Genomic DNA, 21,666 nt, shown 5'->3' with positions numbered 1-21,666 from the left:
CTCCTCAATCGGTCTGATTCATGCGTCTGGATGCGTAGAAATAAACGAGTGATATCATCCCTACAATGACCGCAGACACAAAGGCAACCGCACTGCCGTATCCGAACTCCTGGACCTGGACCGCCGCGCTGCCCCCGCCGACAGGGAAAAATAATTTGTACAAATACAGGAACATGACCTCCGTCTTGCCTACAGGACCGCCTTCGGTCAGAACCATGATGCTCTCGTAGCCCTTCAGGGCTGTAATGATCGCCAGCATAATAACCATCTGCATGACAGGCCCCAGCATCGGCAGGGTGATATAGCGGAACTGCTGGATTTTCCCTGCCCCGTCCAGGGAAGAGGCCTCATACACATCCTCGGGAATATTCTGCAAACCGGCGAGGAAGAGCAGCATGTAATTGCCGACCGCCCCCCAGGCCGCAACCAGAATGACGGTGAGCATGGCATATTTCGGCCCCAGCCAATCCACACCGGAATCCGAGAGGCCCGAGCGGATCAGGAACTGGTTCAGAATCCCGTTATATGAGTTGAAAATCGTGAAGAAGACTACAGCCATTACGGCGGTACTGATGACGGTCGGCATGAAGAAAATCCCCCGCAGCAGCTGTCTGCCCCGCAGCCCCCGGTTCAATATGGCTGCCAGCAGCAGGGCCAGCGGAATAGTGATCAGCAGCTTGCCGCCTGCATAGACAAATGTATTCACCACCGAATCCCAGAACTGGGTGTCCTTCAGGATGCGGCTGAAATTGGCCAATCCGGTAAACCGGGCCGTTCCGAACCCTTTGTAATCATAGAACATATAGCGGAACGCCCAGGCAATCGGGTAAATTCCGAGGACCAACGTGAGCAAGGCACTTGGAAAGATAAAGCTATATGAAAATAAGGCATGTTTCGTTTTGTTCATCTGGTTTCTTCCGGCTCCTCTCCCTTGCGGCCAGAGCAGGGGGGATGGGAAAGCTGCTTCCCCATCCCCCGTTATCCTAGCCTGTATCTCTATCCCTAACCTTCCGTCTATTTGGCGAACTTGCCGCCCAGAGCAGCGGGATCGAAGCCAGCATCCGGCTCGGCCTTCACGCCGTCATTCGCAATCACACTGTCCAGTGCAGTATTATAACGCTTGTTCAGATCAGCGATAATCGCCTTCAAATCGCCGCCGTTCAGCATATATTTGAAGAAGGCGTCATCCGATTTCATTCCTTCCGGTGCTACAGACGGATAGACCGGCCACACTCCATCGTTCTTATTCGGCAGGAAGCCTTCAATGCCGTTCACATCCGGTGTCTTGGCTGCTGCGCTAATAGATGGAACCATGGAGATGCCGAAGCCTTTTTCCTGATAATCCGTCAGCACCTGATCGCCGTACATGAACTCCATGAACTTCCAGGCTGCTTCTTTGTGCTCTGATTTCGAGCTGAGCGCCAGCCACTGGCCCCCGAGGAAGCCGGAAGCACCCTTCACATTGCCGTCGATGGTAGGAACCGGAGCTGCCGCCCAGTCAATCTTGGCCGGGAATTGATTCTTATAGACGCCCGGCTCTGAGGAGTAGGACATATACATTCCGATCTTGCCTTCGGCAAACTGTGCCCGCAGCGGATCAATATCCAGCGATTCTACACCCGGCAGCATGCTGCCGTCGTCCTTGATCTGCTTAAAGGCATTGATGATCGGCTCGAAACCGCTGAAGTCGTAGCGGGCCGTCTTGAAATCATACCCGAAGCCGCCATAGCCGCTCATCTCTGCAATCACCCGTGCCGAACGCGCGAACGCACTGCCGGGGCTCTTGAAGTTAAGGGCGAAGCCGTAAGCGCCGTCCGCTTTGCCGGCTGCTGTCAATTTCTTGGCTGTATCCACCAGCTCCTGCAGGGTAACCGGCGGCTGCTCAATGCCCGCTTTGGCGAACAGATCCTTGTTGTACACCAGACGCATCGTCGTTCCATAGTTCGGCAGACTGTAACGCTTGCCGTCGAATTCGTTCAGATCCGGCATGGCCGGGAATTTCTCCTTCAGCTCATCGTTTAGGAACTCGTCAATCGGAGCGAGAAAGCCTTTTTTGTAGAAAGTCTGGATGGTATTCTCCTTCACCCGGATCACATCCGGTGCATCGGAGGTCTGGAAGGACAGATCAAGCGCAGTATCGAAGTCATCGCCCTTGACGACCAGTTCCACCTCAATCCCGTCCTTATTAGATGCGTTGAACTCGGCCACCTTCTCCTTCACGAAATCCGCATCGTGGCGGTCGCCTGTCCAGTAGCTGATTTTAGTTTTTTCCCCCGAACCAGCTTTCGCCCCGTCTCCTGTGCCTTCAGCTGCATTGCCGCCGCCACTGTTACCGTTGCCGCAGGCTGCTAAGCCAAGTGCCAGGACCAAACTCAGAGATGTCATTAGCGTACGCTTCATCATTGGTAGTTCCCCCTTATATATCCCTTCTGTATTCGCTTACAAATTGATTATAGACGGATTGGCGCATCGGGATAAGGCGGGTAAGCCCACATTAAGGGCAGATATTTGCAGGAGTTCTATACAGATAAGGGAGGTAATCTCCGCCCTGCGGAAATCCCTCCCTGCTGATTTCTATTCTTTTCCAAGATAATGCAATTTGAACTCGGACGGGGTCATGCCGGTATATTTCTTGAACACCTCGCTGAAATAGCGCCTGTGCTCATACCCGAGATCCTGGGCAATCTCCTGAACCTGCCGGCCGCTAATCAGCATCGCCTTCGCCTTCTCCATCTTCTCATGCATCACATACTGCTGGAACGAAATCCCCTGCACCTTCTTGAACAGATTGGAGAAATATCCCTGGCTAAGGTTAATCTGCTTCGCCATCTGCTCCAGCGACAGCCCCGTATCCAGATGACTATGAATATATTCGACGGCCTGGCGGATAATCCGCGTGGACTCCAGGGAACGGGCCTCCGTAACTAGTGTACAAGCCTCCCGGCACAGCCAGGACAGCAGCTCCCGGATATCCTGCAGGGAAGGATGCACCTGATTCTTCATGGCGGCAATTCTGAGTTCCAGCGGCTCCACCTGCCCGTAAGGGAACTGCTCCAGCAGGACCCGGCAGATCCTGGAGCTCAGCTCATAGCCGACACTCTCAACATAACGCGGATCAGGCAAAAGCCCGCTGTCCAGCAGCTCCGAGAACAACTGGTCCAGCACCTGCAGGCCTTTGGCAGAATTGCCGGAACGCAGGGCAAACAGCAGCTCCTGCTCGGCGGCGGCGGAATAGCTGTGGAGCGAGAGCGGTTTATTCTCGATATTGCTATAATGATAGACCCCGTTGCCCCCGGTATAGAAATGATACCCCAGCGCGCTAAGCGCCTGTCTGTACGCTGTACCCAGCTCCTGAATCGCCGCCTTGCCGAGGCCCACGCCAATTGAAAGGGTATGACGCGAGAAGCGGCTTACATTCATGCAGCAGGCCTCCGTAATCAGCGCGGCGGTCTCCGGGTTCGAGCCGTTCATGATGCAGATGTACCGGTCTGTCGCCTCCCGGATAATAACGCCGCGGGTCAGGGCGGAAATCGTCTCTTCGAGAATATTGTGCAGGCTGAACCTTAGCAGCTCGACCTCCTGCACAGGCTGGCCGCTCAGCTTCTCCGCGAAATGATCAATCTCGGCGACAAACACGAAGAAATCATGCTGGTCCAGCGGGATATCAAGGTAGGCCCAGCGGGAACGGGCATCCGCCTCTGTCGTCTGGTGGTGCAGCAGGAAGGTGAGATATTCCTGGCGGAGGATGGGCAGACTTTCTCTGATTTTGGCCTCCATCGCAGTAAGTCTGGCGGTCTCCTGACGCTCCTCCCGGCACAGCTCCCTGGCCTTCAGCACTGCATTCACAATCTCCTCCAGGGAAAAGGGCTTCTTCACAAAATCAAGCGCCCCCAGCCGGATGGCCTCCTGGGCATAAGAGAACTCCGAGTAGGCGCTGAGAATAATAATCTTACAGTCCGGCAGCACCTCCAGAATCGCCCGGGTCATCTGCAGGCCGTCCATTCTTGGCATCCGGATATCCGTCAGCACAATGTCCGGCCGGGTCTCGCGGATGAGCTGCAGTCCCGCTTCACCGTCAAGCGCCGTCCCGGTGATCTCAATACCGTGCTCCTGCCACGGCGGCTTGCGCGAGACCATGTCCACCACACTTTTAATATCGTCGATTACACATAATTTGAATCTTTCCGGCTCCATGCCTCATCGCTCCTCCCCTAACGGAATCCACAGATCCGTCCGTGATCCCTTACTTGGCTCACCGCTGACGTCCATACGGGCTTCGGCCCCGTAATACAAGGCCAGCCGGTGCCTGATGTTGAACAGGGCATAGCCTTTTCTGGACTGCGGGGCTATGTCCATCCCCTGCTTGACCTGTGCAGCATCAAGCCCCCGTCCGTTGTCGGTAATGCAAATATGCAGCAGCCCCTGCTCCCGGCTGACCGTGATGTCTATCCTGCCTCCTATTGTCCGGTCGCTGAATCCATGCTGAATGCTGTTCTCCACCACCGGCTGCAGGATAATCTTCGGCAGCAGGCAGGACAGCAGGGCTTCGTCCTCTACCGTCACCGTGTATTCAAACAGTCCTTCATAGCATTTCTGTTGAATGGCGAAATACTCCCGCATGTGGGACAGTTCATCCTCAAGTGTAATCAGATCCTTGCCTCCGCTGAGCCCGATCTGGAACATCTGCGATAAGGACAGGATCATCTCATTCACATCGTCATTCTCGCCCATGACCGATTTGCAATAGATGGTATTGAGCGTATTGTACAGAAAGTGCGGCTCCATCTGCGCCGTAAGGGCACGGATCTCTGCATGCCGCTTGCCCTCCTCCTTGGTCTTCACATCCGCAATCAGCGTCTTAATCTCCGACATCATCCGGTTGAACTGAAAGCCGACCTGGGCCACCTCGTCCTCATAACGGCTCTCATACACCACACTGAGCTGGTTCTCTTCGACTCTGCGCATCAGCCGCCGCAGCTTGAACAGCGGCTTCAGCAGCACAGATGTCAGCTGATTGGAGATCAGCCAGGTGGCCAGCAGGAAAACAACGATGACATAGAGAGTGATGCGCTGCACCCGCTGCAGCTTGCCCAGCAGCTGGTCCCGTGACTGCATACCGGAGATGATCCAGTCGGGTGATGAGGCTGAGCCTGTATAATTAACCAGATATTCCTTGCCGCCGTAGCTGTAATAGTGATCCTGCGGATCGGCTGCTGTCCCGGCTTCGGGAAGCACCGGCTTCCATGGGAACCTGCCCCGGAACGGCCAGCGGGATTCCACCACCGCCTCTCCTTCCCTGCTCACCAGATAATAATTCCTCCCTGCTTGTTCTCCGCCTGTATTCAGCAGCTCATCTATCCGGCCCTCCCTGATATTGACCACAATAAATACATTGCTGATCGGCGTGTAAGGGTATTCATAAATTCCCCGGACTACGAAGGAAACCACCCGCTGGCTGCCCGTGAACAACCGGTCATAATGTCCTTTGGCCCAGTAGCCGCCCGGCTGCTCCTTGCTCAGATCATATAATTCCGAACCGTAGAACGAGTTGTCCTGCGCCCGGATCTGCGTAGTGGAATAGAAATCGCCAATCGGGGTAACGATCAGCACATTCTCAATGATCGGCTGATTGAACGTTGCCTGGGAGAGCACATATTGCAGATCCGACAGATGCACATAATAATTCGACACATCATGGCTGAACACATCGAGCATCATCTTGCGGTACGCATCGCTCAGCATCAGGGACTGCACGGACAGCGCCACATCATTCAGGCGGGAATCCAGCAATTGTGCCGTCTTGCTTACCGTCTCCCGGCTGCCGGCGTAGGCATTGTCCTCGATCTCCTGCGCAGCAATCCAGTACGAGAAGGTACCCATTGCACCGATGGACAGCGTGATCAGCACGATGAACGAGAACAGAATCCTCTGCTTAATGGATATCCGGTAATACCTGCCGGCGATCTGCCGCCAGAGCTTGCGGCCATAGGCTGTCAATGTATTCATAGCTTTCCTTTCTGAAGCATGTACCGTATACCTCCCTTTAGTTGTCCGTTCTTGTCACTTGTACCATACGGCTGCTACGGCCCGGCGTCAAGATAACTTGCTCGTTAGATAGCAGAAGTTAAGTCCAGAAAGGGGAAATCAAAAAACCGCTAAAATCCTTGTATAATCAAGGTTTTTAGCGGTTTCCCGGTCTTTTCCAATCCCGTAAGGGTTCCCGGCATCCGGGCAAAATAAAGCCTTATGGGGACGTTCATACCGCCTGTTGCTATTCCGGCTTAGCCGGAGGCTGCACCGAATCGCCTTGCTGCAAGGAAGGCGGGAATCTGTAGGTGATGGGGATCGCGCCGTCCGTGTCGTTGATCAAAGAGAGCATGATCTTCGCTGCCTGCATCCCCATCTCGTAGGCGGGCTGGCGGATCGTAGTAATATCGGGATTATAGATCCGGGCGAATTCTGCATCGTCAATGCCGATCACTGACAATTGGCTGGGGATGGAGATAGCGTTGCGGTTCGCATATTTAAGAATCTCGCCCAGCACCAGATCATTGGCGGCAAGCAGCGCGGTCGGCGGCTGGGGCAGCTGTAACAACTCATCCATTGCGGAAGCGATATCTTCGCGCGACACACTACGCATATACGAATCTAGCAGCGGCAGACCTGCTTCCTCCATCGCTTTTTTGTAACCGCTCATCCGCTCTTTGCGCGGGGTAATCGCATGTACGCCAAGCGGCAGGGATAGAATTGCAATCGCTTCATGGCCTTGGGTGGTCAGCTCCCGGATAGCAGTCTTCACCGCCATTTCATTATCCAGCAGCAGGCTCTGGGTCGTAATGCCGTCAACCAGCCGGTCCATGAAGACCAGCGGATATTCTGCTTCAATTAATCGGGTGTAAGGCGCAGGCTGATCTCCCGCCGGGAAAATAATCAGGCCATCCACCTGACGGGCAACCAGCGTCTCTACATAGGTATTCTCCTTGTCCGCATTCTCATCCGAGTTGCAGATAATCACCTGGATGCCGTGGCGCTGCAGCTCATTCTCAATCGCCCGGATGCACTGAATGGACAGTGAATAATCTATATTGGCTACAATAATGCCAACCATATGCGTGCGGTTCTGCTTGAGGCTGCGGGCAAGCCCGTTGGGCTGGTAGTTCAGCTCATCGATAACCTCGGCAATGCGGTTTTTGGTCGCCTCACTCATATACTTGAACCGTTTATTCAAAAATTGCGAGACTGTGCTTTTCGATACGCCCGCTTTCTGGGCCACATCCTCAATAGTCAGCTTCTTCATTGATCCCGCTCCACTCTTCGATATCGCACTCCAGAAGTAAACATTAACCAAGTTTACTTAGAGAGATTATCAAAAAGTATAGCTTTTTTTTAGTAAATTATCTATAAGATCCACATAAAATAATTAGGAACTCCCGTCACTTCCCAGTCTTGGCAGGATCAATCTGCTGTCCATGTTCCTGATAAAACCAATCATAATACCACTGCTGGCCGAGGAGCAAGATGACATCCGCTTTCCGTTTCTTCCCGTTCACTTCATAAACTGCCGTCTGCTGCTGGCCTTGAACGTCGATGCCGATTTTGCTGTTTATATTCTGTACCGCTCCAGTAGCAATATTGTACAGACTGCCATGAATGTCATAACCATTCTTATTATCATCACTGTAATATACAAGCAGCATCTCGCTATTATATTTATCAATAGCAATAAAGGATCTGTACAAGGAATATTTGTCACCTAAGCTGCTTAAATCTAACAGTTCCTGCGGGGTTATTGTTTCACCTGCTGCGGCTGATTTTAAATTCAAAACGGTTAACTTTTCAGGTGTCATTCCTATCCCTTTCCCCAAGGTGATCGTCCCGATACCCAGCACTATATAGTCCCCTCCATCACAGATCCCCGTAAGCTCATAATAACGCTGCGAACCGCCTGCATACAGCGGTAAGGTGTAGATCCGTTTAGCCGTAGCTTCAGATAGCTCGGACTGGCCTTTTGGTGAAAGATACAATGTGTAAGGTTCCGTAGGATGGGTGTACTTGGGCTTGCTGTAATTGACCATCGGAGGCGGGGGCGACCAGACAATCCCGGCGTTGGTCTCAACGGCACGCGCACGCGTCTTGTCTCTGTCCAACGATAAGGGCATGTAATACTTCCTTCCGCCAAGCTCGAACTCTGCAGAACCAACCGGCGGGTTGTAAGCTTGCGGCGATGCTGGTGAAGCAGCGTTCTGCGTAGCCGAAGGTGACACCGCCGGCATAACCACAGCCGCTCCCGAGCCAGGCTTAAAGACCGCTGCCAGCCTCCCTGCCGGATCAAGCCCGGTCCCTGGGCCAAATGGCCAGACCAGCGCGCCAAGCAGCAGGATGGCTGCCAGTCCGCCGAAGGCAGCCATACGGCTGAAGCGGCGGCCGCTTGTACGATTAGAGGATTCATGGGCAGCCTCTTCAATCCGCGCCATAAGCTGTGGCGTGAATCCCGGTTCTACAAGCGGACTTCGTCCGGCTTGCTTATACCAGTCCTTCTCCCCGCTCATCACCTTCACTTGCTCATGCTCTTGTCTTGTCTTCACTGGTCTTCCTCCTTCATCGCTGCTCTCACTTTCATTCTGGCCCGTCCGAGCCTGGATTTGACCGTCCCCTGCGCGATTCCAAGCAGCGCGGACAGCTCAGCGACTGACAGATCCTGCTGAATGTCCAGCACCAGCACCTCCCGGTACTTGTCCGGCAGCTCCATAATGATCTCCCAGATGCGGTTCGCGTACTGATTGCCGATAGCCTCTTGTTCTGCGGACAAGGCGCCCCCTTTATCCTGATGGCTGCCCAGCGGAACGAACCTCCGCCAGAAGCTGCTCTTCCTTAAGCTGAACGCGGTGTTGCGGGTAATGGTGAGCAGCCAGGTTTTCAGAGTGGACTGCCCCCGGTACTTGCCGATGCTCTTGTAGGCCTTGAGGAATACCTCCTGGCTGATATCATTCGCCTGCTCCCGGCTGCGGGTTAAGAAAAAAGCATAATTCCATACATCCTGCCCGTAGGTCTCCATCATCTCGCGCAGCGATACCGATGAGGCACAGGTCATGCTATACGTTAGTTCTTTACTCTGCATGTTCTCTCCCCTCTCACCTAATAAGACTCCTGCCGACCGATATGGTTCCCTGTTATTGAAAATATTGGGGCACGCATCTGCTCAATTAGCCCCTGTTAGCTGAAATCAAGTGTACAAAATACAACAGATCTGATCCCCCAAAAAATTGGAGCAGCGTCTAATGTACGAAGTGCCATCAAAACTCCATCCGCCGACGGCAGAGCGCTTTCAAATTTTATAGCCGCCTCCCCTTCTCCAAATGCCCCATTCGGACCATTCCACAGCCCCGCAAATTGCTTAAAAAAAATACTAATTAATTATAAGAGAATAGAATGCAGGCGGGGCGTGGGATTGGCGATTTGGAGAGGCATTTTGGGCGGCTGTGAGGGCTTGTTCACCGCTTGACTTTTCAATATATGGTATATAAAATGATTAAGCATTACTAAATATAGTGTATATAAGAGCTAAGCCCATAAATCTAGTAAATCCGCTATTCTTTATTTGTCAAGTAGAATGGGCTACATGTTATAGGAGGTTAGGAGCCATGTTGATTGCTTACGATTCCAAGACCGGCAACGTTAGAAGATTCATTAATAAACTGAAGCTTCCGGCAGTTCAAATCGAAGAGCATATGACGATCGACGAGCCTTACGTGCTTGTTACATACACCACCGGATTTGGACAGATTCCAGAGAAGGTATCAACATTCCTTGAACGAAACCATTCCAGGCTGAAGGGCATCGCCGCGAGCGGCAACAAAAACTGGGGTGAGCTATACGCGCACAGCGCAGATCTGATTGCACAGCGTTACAACGTACCGGTGGTCGGCAAGTTTGAATTGTCGGGAACATTTGGTGATGTACAACGCATAAAACAGGAGGTGGACCGGGTTGCGGCATATTGAACTGAACAACATGTTGATGAAGAGAGACGAAAGCGGCTTTTTCCAATTGGATAAGGACCAGGAGGCGGTAGCTGAGTTCATGCGGGATGTGGAGCGGCGCAGCCTGACCTTCACGGATACCAAAGCCAAGATTGATTATATGATTGCCAATGATTACTACGAGGACCTGTACGACCGTTACTCCGCTGCTGAGATGGAGGATGTCTACCGGATCGCCCATGACTATAATTTCCGCTTCCCTTCCTATATGGCGGCTTCCAAGTTCTATACCGACTATGCCGTCAAAACCAATGACCGTAAGCAGTACCTGGAGCATTATCCGGACCGCGTAGCGGTAGTGGCTCTGCATTTGGGCCGGGGCAACGTGGAGACCGCCCGCACACTGGCCCGCTCGATGATGGAACAGCGCCTGCAGCCGGCGACACCAACCTTCCTCAATGCCGGTAAAAGCCGCCGCGGCGAGATGGTCTCCTGCTTCCTGCTGGAAATGGATGACTCGCTCAATTCGATCAACTATGTGCTGAATACCTGCATGCAGCTGTCAAAAATCGGGGGCGGCGTTGCCGTCAATCTGTCCAAGCTGCGCTCGCGCGGTGAGACGATTAAGGGTGTTGAGGATGCGGCCAAAGGCATCATGCCTGTCCTGAAGCTCATGGAAGACGGCTTCTCCTATGCGGACCAGATGGGCCAGCGTAAGGGTTCGGGCGCGGCTTATTATAATATTTTTGGCTGGGATGTACTGGAGTTCCTGGACAGCAAAAAGATTAACGCCGACGAACGGACACGCCTGAAGACGTTGTCTATCGGTCTGATCGTGCCTAACCGCTTCTACAAGCTCGCACAGGATAATCAGCCGCTGCATGTGTTCGCTCCTTACACGGTCTATCAGGCGTATGGTACGCACCTGGATGACATGGATCTGGACGTCATGTATGATACTCTGCTTGCCGATCCGCGCGTGAAGAAAAGAATCGCCATGAGCGCACGCGACATGCTGACCAAGATCGCCATGATCCAGCTTGAATCGGGCTATCCCTATATTATGAACAAGAGCAATGCCAACGCTGCTCATGCCCTGCGGGGTGTGGGTCAGATCAAGATGTCTAACCTGTGTACCGAGATTTTTCAATTGCAGGAGACTTCGGAGATTAATGACTACGGACAGCAGGACGAGATCCGCCGCGATATCAGCTGCAACCTGGCTTCCCTGAACATCGTGAACGTGATGGAGCACGGTAAGATCCGTGAATCCGTACATGAGGGCATGCTGGCACTGACGGCTGTCAGCGATATGACAACGGTATCCAACGCTCCAGGCGTGGCTAAGGCGAACAAGGAAATGCACTCCGTGGGTCTGGGCGTAATGAACCTGCATGGTTATTTTGCCAAGAATAAAGTCGCTTATGAGAGTGAGCAGGCCCGTGATTTCGCACGCACCTTCTTCATGACGATGAACTATCATTCGATTGAGAAAAGCATGGAGATTGCCGCCGAGACCGGCGAGACGTTCTATGGCTTCGAGCAGTCCGACTACGCCAGCGGCGTATATTTTGACCGTTATCTGACTACAGACTACCGTCCGGTTACGGCAAAAGCGCAGGAGCTGTTCGAGGGAATCTACATTCCTACTACAGAGGATTGGAAAGAGCTGCGTGACAAGGTGATGAAGCACGGCCTGTACCATGCTTACCGTCTGGCAATTGCGCCGACTGCGAGCATCTCCTATATCCAGAATGCTACCTCCAGCGTTATGCCGATTGTAGAGCAAATCGAGACCCGCACATACGCCAACTCGACCACCTACTATCCGATGCCTTACCTGCGTCCGGACAATGTGTTCTATTATAAATCCGCCTACCAGATGGACCAGTTCAAGGTCATTGATCTGATTGCGGAGATTCAGCCTCATATCGACCAGGGTATTTCAACAGTTCTGCATGTGAACAGTGATGTCACCACCCGTGAGCTGGCCCGTTCTTACCTGTATGCGGCGCACAAAGGGCTGAAATCCCTGTACTACACCCGGACCAACAAATTGTCTGTCGAGGAATGCCTGGCCTGCTCCATCTAAGAGGGGCACAGGTACAGAAAGGGAGAAGATACGATTATGAGCGCAATCCAAGCGGTGAACTGGAACCGTCCCGACGACGATTTCTCGCTGATGTTCTGGAACCAGAATATTATGCAGTTCTGGACCGATGATGAAATACCACTATCCGATGACAAAATGTCCTGGCTCACGTTGAGTGAGATTGAAAAGGACTCCTATATGAAGGTGCTGGGCGGACTGACCCTGCTGGATACGATTCAAGGCGGCGTAGGCATGCCGCAGATTATGGAGCATGTGGACGGCTTGCAGCGCAAGGCGGTCCTCGGCTTCATGGGCATGATGGAGCAGATTCATGCGAAGTCGTACAGCAGCATTTTCACCACACTGGCTTCAACGGAGGAGATTGACGGGATTTTCCGCTGGGTGGAGGACAATACGTTCCTGCAGTTCAAGGCGGAGACGATCTCGGAGTATTATCAAAAGATTGAGACGAAGAAAGACCTCTATCTGGCGATGTCCGCCTCGGTCCTGCTGGAGAGCTACCTGTTCTACAGCGGCTTCTTCTACCCGCTCTATCTGGCCGGACAGGGCAAAATGACCTGCAGCGGCGAGATCATCGACCTGATCCTGCGCGATGAGAGCATCCACGGCGTCTATGTCGGGGTGCTGGCGCAGGAGATTTTCGAGGAGCTGTCCGAAGAAGACCAGAGCGATGTCTACGAGACCCTGGTCGGCCTGCTCCGTCTGCTCCACGCGAACGAGGAGCAATACACCGAGCAGATCTACGCCCCGATTGGCCTGGTGGACGAAGTGAAGACCTTCCTGCGCTACAACGCCAACAAGGCGATGATGAACCTCGGCCATGATCCGCTGTTCGATGAGGAAGAGATCAACCCGATCGTGCAGAACGGAATCAGCACCCACACGAAGCAGCATGACTTCTTCTCGAAGAAGGGGAATGGTTATGTGCGGGCGATGAATGTGGAGCCTTTGCGGGATGAGGATTTTAATTTTTGAGATAAGCTGAATCGAAGAACCTGGCTCACAGCCCGGACGTCACTCCGGCGAATATTTGGACTTCCGGCCGCTGCCCGTATACAGATTTCCTGATTAGACCGCTGTTCGCGGTAGAAATCCGTATACAAAGGCGGGCGCTACCGCTCCTACAGTTCCAAAATTCCCCTCCGGTCCTTCTTGCTTTTCGCTATTTTCTTTGATTCAACTTATGTTAGGTTGTTGTATAGTAGAGGTAAAGCCCTGGCAGCTTGGACAAGCTGCCGGGGCTTTTTTATGAGAGGCATCCAAGCTAGTACAGCATCAGAATTATTATTGTGAATATCACCATTACCGGCTCTTAACGAACCAGCGTCTCATTCTCATAGCAGTCATTGGATGCTGTAGGCGCTGGAACGATAGCAACTGCATTTTGTACACTAGAATACTGTAAAAAAGCCTTCAAAATAGAATCTATTGTATTCGGTACAATTGAATTTTGAAAAAGGGCCAATTTTCACCCAAAACACAACATTCTACTGTATGAAATACAATAGAATCGCTTTTTACGGTCAGCTATGCGTTTTCTATTGCAGGATATACAATCACTTACTTGAATGTAGGATTAGAAGTCCGCAACAGGTGCAATATCAGCCTAATATTAGCTCGCTTGCTGAGGGTTGCCGTGCCTGATCAGGGTGCATGGGATTTGCAATGAGACCATAGGGTCAAATGTATGCGTCGAAAACCGAACCTACTAGTTTAGGTGGTTTCTATGAGACCATATTGTTACTGGGACGTAGGAGTAGGGATGATCTTTTTACAGGAATGAGGTGTGCGGAGTGGCTATACATATTCAGGAGTACGGAGACCCGAATGGGGATTATCTGGTGGTCTTCCTGCATGGCGGGGGCGTGAGCGGATGGATGTGGGAGAAGCAGATGGCGGCGTTCGCTGGTTATCATTGTCTGGTCCCGGATTTGCCGGGGCACGGGTTCAGCCGGGAGGATAAGGAGTTCACGATCCGCAGCAGTGCGGAGGAGCTTGTATCCATTATTGAGGAGCGGGCTCAGGGAAGAAAGATTGTTGTTACCGGATTCTCTCTGGGCGCACAGGTGCTGGTTCAGATGCTGGCTATGAGGCCGGAGCTGATCGATTATGCTATCATCAACAGCGCGTTGGTGCGGCCGATTCCCTCCGCCAGCAGGCTGATCAGACCGGCGGTCAGACTGTCTTTTCCGCTGATTAAGTACAGATGGTTCGCGAAGCTGCAGGCTAAGACGCTCTATCTGGGCGGGGAGTACCTGGAACGGTATGTTGAAGAGAGCCGGCAGATGGAGCTAATGACGCTGATCCGGGTGCTGGAAGAGAATATGTCGTTCCGCATTCCAGCCGGGTTCAGCGAGGCCTCAGGCAAGATACTGGTTACTGTAGGTGAACGTGAGAAATCTGTCATGAAGCAATCCGCCCGGGATCTGGTGGCCGCCAACCCCCGCTCCATGGGCGTGGCGATTCCCCGGATGGGACACGGCCTCTCTCTGGCTAATCCTGAGCTGTTCAATAAGCTCGTCGAAGCCTGGATACAGGGCGGGGAGCTGCCCGGGGAATGCAGAAAAATTTGATCCGGGTGCCGCCGAGTGATGATTACTCCACTCCCTAGTTCAGATCCTCCCTGATTTTGTAGCGGACAGCAAAATAACTTAGGAATAGAATCGCCGCAATAGCCACTCCGAACGTATGAATCAGGTCAGCCGTGCTGCCTAAATCCTTCACCCTGATAATGGTGTTGATCAGCAGATATTTTGTCAAATGAATGTCCGTAAACAGATTTTCCAGCGCCTCCAGCACCATCCCGATCACATTCAGAGCCAGAACGATGCTGGCAGTTAAGCTAACTAACAGGTTCCGTGTAACCATCGCTATACAGAGAATCAACAGCGAGAACGCCCAGTGCAGAAGGAATTGGCCCGCCAGCAATGTAATGAACGCCCCCGGTTCCCCCAGATCTGTCTGGTCCCATAACAGCTTTCTCGCGATTCCGTCTGCAACCAGCAGGGTCAAGAACATCATGGCCACGAATAGCGAGAGAATCGCCATTTTGGAGAAGACGGAGTGGCTTCTGGCCTGCCGCATGGAGATATAGTTCTTGGAGAAGCCGGAGTTCCACTCGCTCATGTAGAAATAGATCGTGAACACTGCAATATAAATCAGCATCCAGGAAGGCGGCTGCGAGATGGTATACTGGATGAATTCGCTCTCGGTTAAGCTGCTGAGCATCGGACGGCCCTCCACCGGCTGCTCGTATTGCTTCATCATGAAGATGCCAAAGAGCTGAAAGGCACAGAACAAAAGCAGCAGCAGGTACATAATCTTGTTCCGCGTGAAGCGGTACAGGTCCATTTTGAACAGGTTAATCATGGCGTTCACCTGCACTTTCCGTGCGCTCCAGGAAATATTGCTCCAGGCTCTGCTTATGCCTTGCGATGGAATCCACCATTACCCCATGCTGCGCCAGCACCTGAACGATCTGCCGGATGTGGATATGCCGGTCGTATACATAGACCGTGCGGCTATCCACCACCTTATATTGTGTAATCTTCAGCTCGCGCTCCAGCACCGGTAGAGCCTCCCGCGCTTCCTCCACGCTAATCTCGATCCGTTCCTCACAGCGCTGCTGCAATTGTTCCTTGGAGAGCACCTCGACGAATTCTCCCTGATGGATGATGGCATACTTGGTGGCGATCTTCGATAGCTCCTCCAGAATATGGCTGGAGATCAGAATGGTCAGGCCCGCTGCGTTCAGCTCCAGGATGAGCTCCCGGATCTCTACAATCCCCTGCGGATCAAGCCCGTTAATCGGCTCATCCAGAATCAGTACATCGGGGCTTCCGAGCAGAGCCACCGCGATTCCGAGCCGCTGCTTCATACCCATGGAATAGCTTTTGACTTTGGCGGTATTCTTAGGGTCCAGCCCAACAAGCTTCAGCAGCTTCCCGATCGTTAACTCCCTGTCACTTAGGCCATACGCGATGGCGAGCAGCTTCAGGTTCTCATAGGCTGAGACATTCGGGTATAATCCGGGCTGCTCAATCAGCACCCCCATCCGCTCAAAAAAAGACTGGTCCCCCGCCGCCGCACGGTTGAAGAAATGCAGCTCTCCCGAGGTCGGATACACCTGTCCGCTAATCATCTTAAGCAGTGTGGATTTGCCCGCACCGTTCTTCCCGATGATGCCGACAATCTCCCCTCTGTAGATTTTGAGATTGGCACTGCGCACCGCCGCTTTCGATTTGTACATCTTGGTCAGTCCGCTTAGTTCAATAATGCAATCTGTCATGTCTGCCACCTCCTTACCCTAAGTTAACAGGATGAAGACTAATAGTTCGCTAACAAAAGGTTAAGAAAGTTCAAAGTTCATCATGGACTCAGCCGGAAGCCGATGCCCCAGACCGTATCGATATAGGCTTCGCTGTCGTGCGCCTTGATTTTATTGCGGATATTGCTGACATGGACCGTTATCGTCTTGTCCTCGCCCAGATAGATCTCCTCCCAGGCCAGCTCATAGAGATCCTGCTTTGTGAATACGCGGGTAGGGTTCCTGACCAGCAGCTCGACAATCCGGTATTCCTGACGGGTCAGAGCAAGCACGCTGCCATGAATCCTGACACTGTAAGCCGTGCAGTCCAGCACCAGATTTTTATGCCTGAACTCCTTCACCGGCTCACCGCCAGCTGTCCGCTGGATATGGACATGGATACGGGCAATCAGCTCCTCCAGCTCAAACGGCTTGGTCACATAATCATCAGCGCCCAGCGTGAACAGATCCAGCTTATCCCCCAGTTGATCCTTGGCCGAGAGGACAATTACCGGAATCCGGGACTTCAGCTCCCCGCGCAAACGTTGCATGAACGCCTCTCCGGACAATCCGGGCAGCATCAGATCCAGGACAATCAAGTGGTAGTCCTGCTCAGCCAGATTCAGCATCCCCTCACTGCCTGAATAGGACTGGGTGCACTGATACCCTGCGGAGGTAAGCCCGTCATGCAGAATTACGTTAATATGCTCGTCATCCTCAACGATGAGAATTCTTCTGCGAAGCCCGCTATCCTTGAGATGGATGCTCATGGCTATACTCATCCTCCCTTTTTGAGAATCCGATCAGTATGCTGAAAGTATCCGCCGTACACCCGGCCTCTGCATGACCGTTCATCTTCTCCATCAGCGCCTTCACAATTGAGAGCCCCAGACCTGAGGAATGCCGGGTACGCGACGGATCTTCTTTGTAAAAGCGGGTAAATATCTTCTCCGTATCCACCCCGCTGCCTGCCTTAAGCCGGTTCGTGAAGCGTATACACAGCACCTCCTGCTTGTCCTCAACCTCTATGGCCAACGTGCCTTCGCCATGAATGAAATAGTTGCCGATGATATTGGTAAAGATTCGTTCCAGCGCATGGAGATCCCCCATCACCCGGGGAGAATGCACCGGCAGCCGTAGCTCGGGCTCACTCTCCGATCCGGCGAAGGCATCAATGAAAGTGAACAGATTCCGCTTCAGCACCTCCATAACATCCACGGGCTGCAGCTCGAGACTGTATTCGGGATTCTGCAGCTTGGTATAGAGGAACAGCTCATCCACCAGCTTGATAATCTGCTGTATTCTCGACTGGGCAAGCTCTACGTACCGCCCCTTCTCCTGCTCCACCTCTGTCCGCAGCGCCAATTGCAGATAACCGTCCAGCGAAGTAAGCGGCGTCCTTATATCATGCGACAGACTGGTAACCGCCAGATTCATCTCCTGATTCTTGCGGCTGAACTGTTCTCCCATCGCGCTCTGTCGGCTTAACAGGTTGTTGCAATCCTGTACCAGTCTGCCGATCTCCTTCGGCTTCAGTTGGGTAACTATCCGCTTACGGGAATCGTGCTCCATGATAAAAGAGAGCTGGCTGCTGATCTGCTTGACCTGTCCCCGGTAATTCAGCAGGTAGACAGTCTGGCCGATCAGCAGCAGCAGGAGTCCTGCCAGAACAATAAGGATACGATCAACTCCTCTCATATGGTTTTATTATATACGATTACAGAGTCTTAGTCCGGGGCAGGGGTGAGCTTGTGGCGTAAGGTGATGCCCTCCTTGCCCACTCTGAGCTGAATCTCCCCCTGCTGATCCGTCCGGTAGACGCGGGTTCCCGTACCGTTCAGACGCTCCAGCACAACACCGTGCGGATGTCCGTACAGGTTATTCACACCGGCTGAAATCACAGCGGCGCCGGGGGTCCAGAAGGCGAGCCAGTCTGCGCTGGTGGCGGTTTTGCTGCCGTGGTGAGCGACCTTGAGGATGTCGATGGGTCTGCCTTGCTTAATCCCGGATTGATTCGCGGAATGTAGGATGGCTTCTTCTGCCGCCTGGTCCATATCTCCTGTGAAAAGAAAGCTCCGGCCGTCCATCTCCAGCCGGAACACCACCGATTCGTGGTTCTGGTCTTCCACTTCCTCCGGCAGGGTCTGTCCATCCGCTGGGGGCTCCGGCCAGAGGAAGTTCAGCCGCGTGGCCTCGTCTGGGGCCAGCGTCATGCCCTGCTGCACCGGGTATAGCTGGACACCCGCGTCCAGCGCGGTCGCCATCAGCTTGGTGTAGGGCTCCGTTTCGGCTAATGTTCCGTTGAACAAAAGCGCCGATACCGGCATCCCTTCCAGCACCGCCTGCAATCCTCCGGCATGGTCCTGATCGCCATGCGTCAAGATAACCGCATCCAGCCGGTGAATTCCCCGCTGCTTCAGGAGCGGCAGCAGCGTCTTCGCCCCGACCTCGAACGGGCTGCGGCGGATGCGCCATTCCTCCCGGTTGCCGAAGCTTACGGTCCCGCCGCCGTCCACCAGGATATGGGCTCCGCCAGGCGTGGTAATCAGGCTGCTGTCCCCCTGGCCTATGTCCAGGTAGCTGATGGAAGCGGAGCCGTCGCGTAGAGCTTCGGCGTTATAGCCTTTGTAGAGCAGAATGGTCAGGCCTATAGCGCACAGCATGGCTACAAGATAACTCCATCGTGATAGGCCTGATTGAGGGTAGGATTGGAAAGCCAGTGCGGCTATTCTGCTGTTCGCAGCCCCTGCCGAATCCAGATCGTTATTGCGGCCAGTGCGGCCAACTCTGCCACGGAGTAGTTTACCTCTCGGTTCCGGCCTCTCCATCTCCGCCAGCGGACGGGTCTCATCATCCATGAACTGTGGAACAAGCTTAGCCTCAGTCCTCCGTTTCAACATGTGTAACAAACCATATAGCAGCCCATAGTAAAGGCAGATCCACAGGATTGACGGCGAAGCCCAAATCAGCACAACGGCGGTGAAGCTGTTCACCCACTCTACGACTGCGAAGGTAACATTATTAAGCAACTCCGCAAGCCGTGCAATGAACAAGGCTGCGTCATTCCATACCCGTCCCAGCATTAGCGCCAGCGTCCCCAGTGGCAACACCAGGAAGGTGATAAAGGGAACCAAGAGCAGATTGGCTACAACGGATAACAGCGAGAATTGGTTGAAATAATAGATCGTCAGCGGGAACGAGACCAGTTGAGCAATAATCGTTACCGAGAGGCTGCTGCCCAGCCAGCCCGGTAACCGCCTGAATAGCGGCGCAGCGAGCGGTGTATACACCATGAGTCCGGCCGTCACCAGAAAAGACAGCTGAAAGCTGACACTAAGCAGCAGATAAGGATTCCAGACCAGCATCATCAGCGCGGATGCAGCCAGAATATTCAGTCCATCCTTGAGCATGCCCAGCCTTGCCGCCAGCAGGGCAATCATGCTCATGATCCCGGCGCGGATCACAGACGGTCCGGCCCCAGACAGCAGCACATAGACCGGGACCAGCAGCAGGGTCACTGTCAGTGCGGTTTCTCTGGTTAAGCGGCAGCGGCGCAGAAGAATTAGGATTACTCCGACGTACACCGCTACATGCATCCCCGAAATGGCCAGGATATGGGTGAGCCCGAGCTGCGAGAACTGTCTGAAGGTCTCCGGGTCCAGTTCCTTTTGGATGCCGATGACAAGACCCTTCATATAACCCGCATGAGGCTCCTGAAATAAGCGGCTCATTTCTGCACCGAGCACAGATCTTGCCTTATCATTCCAGCGCAGAATCGTGGACGGCTCCCACGAGACTTGAGGGTTAACGGTTACACTGGCTGTTCCCGTTCCTTTTAGCAGCCAGTGAATCTTTTGGGTGAGCAGATAGGCACGGTAGTCGAATCCGCCGAAGTTGCGCGCTATCTGGGGCTGGATTAATTCCCCCTCAATGACCACCCGGTCTCCCCGCTGCCACTGCGCAGCCACCGCAATTTCACGCTCCTCCTGGAGCTTGATCTGTACAGTTACAAGTTCACCTTTAGCTTGCTTCTTCTCCACGGCTCCAGCTGCATCTGTCTTTGCCGCAACATTCGGATTGAATTCCTTTGCATTCTTTCCTTCTTCTCCTTCCGCTGCAGACTGTTCCCCTTGCTGATGCAATCTGATCCCGGACAGCTTCACGACAAAATCAACCCGGTCCCCGTCCCGCTCCACCGGAGAAGCAATAACGCCTGCGGCTGTTACATAAGCCTCATTTAGTTCGCTCACCGGTTGCCCCAGCACCTCAGGCAACAGACTCACATTTCGTACCTCACTATATTCCCAGTATAGGGCCGACACAATCAATCCCATAACCAGCACCGCTGCCGCCCTCCAGCGTATGCCGCCGCTCACCGCCCATACTACAGGCAGCAACAGCATCACGGCGAGGCAGAACAGCAGACTGCGGCCAGAGAACAGACAACCTGCGGCACTTCCCGCCACCCAGCAAACCGTGAGGCTTAATAACGGCCTTTTGTTCATGATTATCTCTCCTTCCTAATTAGCTCTAGACGCCAAAAAACCTCTGCATACGCATACTACATGCGTGTACAGAGGTTCTTCCCCTGGGCCAGTCCATATTCTAGCGGGATCTTGTTCACTCGAACTAACATTAAATCCTGCCGGTGTACGCCGTTACTCAGATATCGAAATCATCGTTTCCTTAGGCGGCTCGTAGTTCTCCAATTGGCGGAACACGATTCCTTTGGAGGAGAGCATCGCCTGCACCTTCTCCATATCTTTCTTGTAAGGACGCAGGTAGACAATCTCCACGATCCCGCTGTTAGCCAGCATATTGGCACAGGTCCAGCAGGGCTCATCCGTAACGTAGACCGTACTGCCTTCCCGGTCGCTCCGGTCGGTGAACAGCAGCAGATTCTGCTCGGCATGGATTGTGCGGATGCAGCGCTGCTTTTTGACCATTGTCTCTACACCGTCTATCATCTCACGCTCGTATTGCTCAGAAACCATACATCCTGCTTCCGAGCAGTCAGGAACGCCCATCGGTGCACCGTTATAGGCCGTACCCAGCAGCTTCTTCCCCTGCACCAGCACCGCACCGACATGGCGGCGGGGACAGCGCGAACGGGTGGAGACCATGCAGGCAATATCCATGAAGTATGTATCCCAGTTCTTGCGGTAAGCCACAGTCATCAGCAATCTCCACTTTCTCTAAATAGTTGTTCATTATTGTAGCATACCTGGCTGCGTTTTCACTAGGATATTGATACACTGAATCGCCGC

At 53.3% G+C, this 21,666-nt stretch carries 17 protein-coding genes; 4 read left to right on the top strand and 13 right to left on the bottom strand.

What is annotated here, in order from left to right; translation table 11 throughout:
* Positions 1–4: 4 nt before the first annotated feature.
* The 7 genes from NST04_RS11800 to NST04_RS11770 form a co-directional block, all read right to left on the bottom strand.
* Positions 5–907 (bottom strand): carbohydrate ABC transporter permease, encoded by a 903-nt coding sequence (locus NST04_RS11800; RefSeq protein WP_341184387.1) that lies wholly within the window; start codon positions 905–907, stop codon positions 5–7.
* A gap of 107 nt (positions 908–1,014) precedes the next feature.
* The gene (locus tag NST04_RS11795; protein WP_341184386.1) at positions 1,015–2,403 is read right to left on the bottom strand and encodes an ABC transporter substrate-binding protein; all 1,389 of its coding nucleotides are present in this window, start codon (positions 2,401–2,403) and stop codon (positions 1,015–1,017) included.
* A gap of 171 nt (positions 2,404–2,574) precedes the next feature.
* The gene (locus NST04_RS11790) at positions 2,575–4,194 is read right to left on the bottom strand and encodes a response regulator (RefSeq protein ID WP_341184385.1); all 1,620 of its coding nucleotides are present in this window, start codon (positions 4,192–4,194) and stop codon (positions 2,575–2,577) included.
* 3 nt (positions 4,195–4,197) lie between these two features.
* On the bottom strand, positions 4,198–6,006 hold the full coding sequence (locus NST04_RS11785) for a cache domain-containing sensor histidine kinase (protein ID WP_341184384.1): 1,809 nt from the start codon (positions 6,004–6,006) through the stop codon (positions 4,198–4,200).
* A gap of 265 nt (positions 6,007–6,271) precedes the next feature.
* Entirely contained in the window at positions 6,272–7,297 is a 1,026-nt protein-coding gene (locus NST04_RS11780; protein WP_341184383.1) for a LacI family DNA-binding transcriptional regulator, read from the bottom strand.
* Between the two features lie 136 nt (positions 7,298–7,433).
* Positions 7,434–8,585 carry a hypothetical protein gene (locus tag NST04_RS11775; protein ID WP_341184382.1) on the bottom strand — a complete coding sequence of 384 codons (1,152 nt, stop codon included), beginning with the start codon at positions 8,583–8,585 and terminating at the stop codon, positions 7,434–7,436.
* Positions 8,582–9,118 carry an RNA polymerase sigma factor gene (locus NST04_RS11770; protein WP_341150561.1) on the bottom strand — a complete coding sequence of 179 codons (537 nt, stop codon included), beginning with the start codon at positions 9,116–9,118 and terminating at the stop codon, positions 8,582–8,584. Before NST04_RS11770 ends, NST04_RS11775 begins: the two co-directional genes overlap by 4 nt.
* 523 nt (positions 9,119–9,641) lie before the next feature.
* On the opposite strand from NST04_RS11770, the gene nrdI reads away from it, so the two are divergent.
* From nrdI to NST04_RS11750, 4 genes are all read left to right on the top strand, one after another.
* Positions 9,642–10,001, top strand: coding sequence for a class Ib ribonucleoside-diphosphate reductase assembly flavoprotein NrdI (gene nrdI / locus NST04_RS11765; protein WP_036732265.1), 360 nt, complete (start codon positions 9,642–9,644; stop codon positions 9,999–10,001).
* Positions 9,988–12,072 (top strand): class 1b ribonucleoside-diphosphate reductase subunit alpha, encoded by a 2,085-nt coding sequence (gene nrdE / locus NST04_RS11760; RefSeq protein WP_341184381.1) that lies wholly within the window; start codon positions 9,988–9,990, stop codon positions 12,070–12,072. Before nrdI ends, nrdE begins: the two co-directional genes overlap by 14 nt.
* A gap of 36 nt (positions 12,073–12,108) precedes the next feature.
* On the top strand, positions 12,109–13,068 hold the full coding sequence (gene nrdF, locus NST04_RS11755; RefSeq protein WP_341184380.1) for a class 1b ribonucleoside-diphosphate reductase subunit beta: 960 nt from the start codon (positions 12,109–12,111) through the stop codon (positions 13,066–13,068).
* Between the two features lie 818 nt (positions 13,069–13,886).
* Entirely contained in the window at positions 13,887–14,666 is a 780-nt protein-coding gene (locus NST04_RS11750; protein WP_341184379.1) for an alpha/beta fold hydrolase, read from the top strand.
* Positions 14,667–14,700: 34 nt separating this feature from the next.
* On the opposite strand, the gene NST04_RS11745 is transcribed toward NST04_RS11750, so the two are convergent.
* The 6 genes from NST04_RS11745 to NST04_RS11720 form a co-directional block, all read right to left on the bottom strand.
* Complete coding sequence (locus NST04_RS11745; protein ID WP_341185226.1) at positions 14,701–15,462, bottom strand: ABC transporter permease; 762 nt, start codon at positions 15,460–15,462, stop codon at positions 14,701–14,703.
* A complete protein-coding gene (locus tag NST04_RS11740) occupies positions 15,455–16,381 on the bottom strand; it encodes an ABC transporter ATP-binding protein (protein ID WP_341184378.1) in 927 nt (308 codons plus the stop codon). Before NST04_RS11740 ends, NST04_RS11745 begins: the two co-directional genes overlap by 8 nt.
* A gap of 80 nt (positions 16,382–16,461) precedes the next feature.
* Positions 16,462–17,169: a response regulator transcription factor gene (locus NST04_RS11735; RefSeq protein WP_341184377.1), complete on the bottom strand. Its 708-nt coding sequence runs from the start codon at positions 17,167–17,169 to the stop codon at positions 16,462–16,464.
* Positions 17,147–18,097: a sensor histidine kinase gene (locus tag NST04_RS11730; RefSeq protein WP_341184376.1), complete on the bottom strand. Its 951-nt coding sequence runs from the start codon at positions 18,095–18,097 to the stop codon at positions 17,147–17,149. The genes NST04_RS11735 and NST04_RS11730 overlap by 23 nt, the downstream gene beginning before the upstream one ends.
* A gap of 29 nt (positions 18,098–18,126) precedes the next feature.
* A complete protein-coding gene (locus NST04_RS11725) occupies positions 18,127–20,904 on the bottom strand; it encodes a ComEC/Rec2 family competence protein (RefSeq protein WP_341184375.1) in 2,778 nt (925 codons plus the stop codon).
* Positions 20,905–21,057: 153 nt separating this feature from the next.
* Positions 21,058–21,576: a deoxycytidylate deaminase gene (locus tag NST04_RS11720; RefSeq protein ID WP_340752204.1), complete on the bottom strand. Its 519-nt coding sequence runs from the start codon at positions 21,574–21,576 to the stop codon at positions 21,058–21,060.
* Positions 21,577–21,666 lie beyond the last annotated feature (90 nt).

It is taken from the genome of Paenibacillus sp. FSL H7-0756 (assembly GCF_038006765.1).
GTDB lineage: Bacteria > Bacillota > Bacilli > Paenibacillales > Paenibacillaceae > Paenibacillus_AQ.
This window is presented reverse-complemented; position numbering and strand designations above follow the sequence as displayed.

Bases quoted from the DNA above. Each gene is read 5' to 3' on its own strand.
- NST04_RS11790 (WP_341184385.1), bottom strand. From the start codon at position 4,194: ATGGAGCCGGAAAGATTCAAATTATGTGTAATCGACGATATTAAAAGT.
- nrdI (WP_036732265.1), top strand. From the start codon at position 9,642: ATGTTGATTGCTTACGATTCCAAGACCGGCAACGTTAGAAGATTCATT.
- nrdF (WP_341184380.1), top strand. From the start codon at position 12,109: ATGAGCGCAATCCAAGCGGTGAACTGGAACCGTCCCGACGACGATTTC.
- NST04_RS11740 (WP_341184378.1), bottom strand. From the start codon at position 16,381: ATGACAGATTGCATTATTGAACTAAGCGGACTGACCAAGATGTACAAA.
- NST04_RS11785 (WP_341184384.1), bottom strand. From the start codon at position 6,006: ATGAATACATTGACAGCCTATGGCCGCAAGCTCTGGCGGCAGATCGCC.
- NST04_RS11725 (WP_341184375.1), bottom strand. From the start codon at position 20,904: ATGAACAAAAGGCCGTTATTAAGCCTCACGGTTTGCTGGGTGGCGGGA.
- NST04_RS11800 (WP_341184387.1), bottom strand. From the start codon at position 907: ATGAACAAAACGAAACATGCCTTATTTTCATATAGCTTTATCTTTCCA.
- NST04_RS11770 (WP_341150561.1), bottom strand. From the start codon at position 9,118: ATGCAGAGTAAAGAACTAACGTATAGCATGACCTGTGCCTCATCGGTA.
- NST04_RS11735 (WP_341184377.1), bottom strand. From the start codon at position 17,169: ATGAGCATCCATCTCAAGGATAGCGGGCTTCGCAGAAGAATTCTCATC.
- NST04_RS11795 (WP_341184386.1), bottom strand. From the start codon at position 2,403: ATGATGAAGCGTACGCTAATGACATCTCTGAGTTTGGTCCTGGCACTT.
- NST04_RS11720 (WP_340752204.1), bottom strand. From the start codon at position 21,576: ATGACTGTGGCTTACCGCAAGAACTGGGATACATACTTCATGGATATT.
- NST04_RS11780 (WP_341184383.1), bottom strand. From the start codon at position 7,297: ATGAAGAAGCTGACTATTGAGGATGTGGCCCAGAAAGCGGGCGTATCG.
- NST04_RS11730 (WP_341184376.1), bottom strand. From the start codon at position 18,097: ATGAGAGGAGTTGATCGTATCCTTATTGTTCTGGCAGGACTCCTGCTG.
- NST04_RS11745 (WP_341185226.1), bottom strand. From the start codon at position 15,462: ATGATTAACCTGTTCAAAATGGACCTGTACCGCTTCACGCGGAACAAG.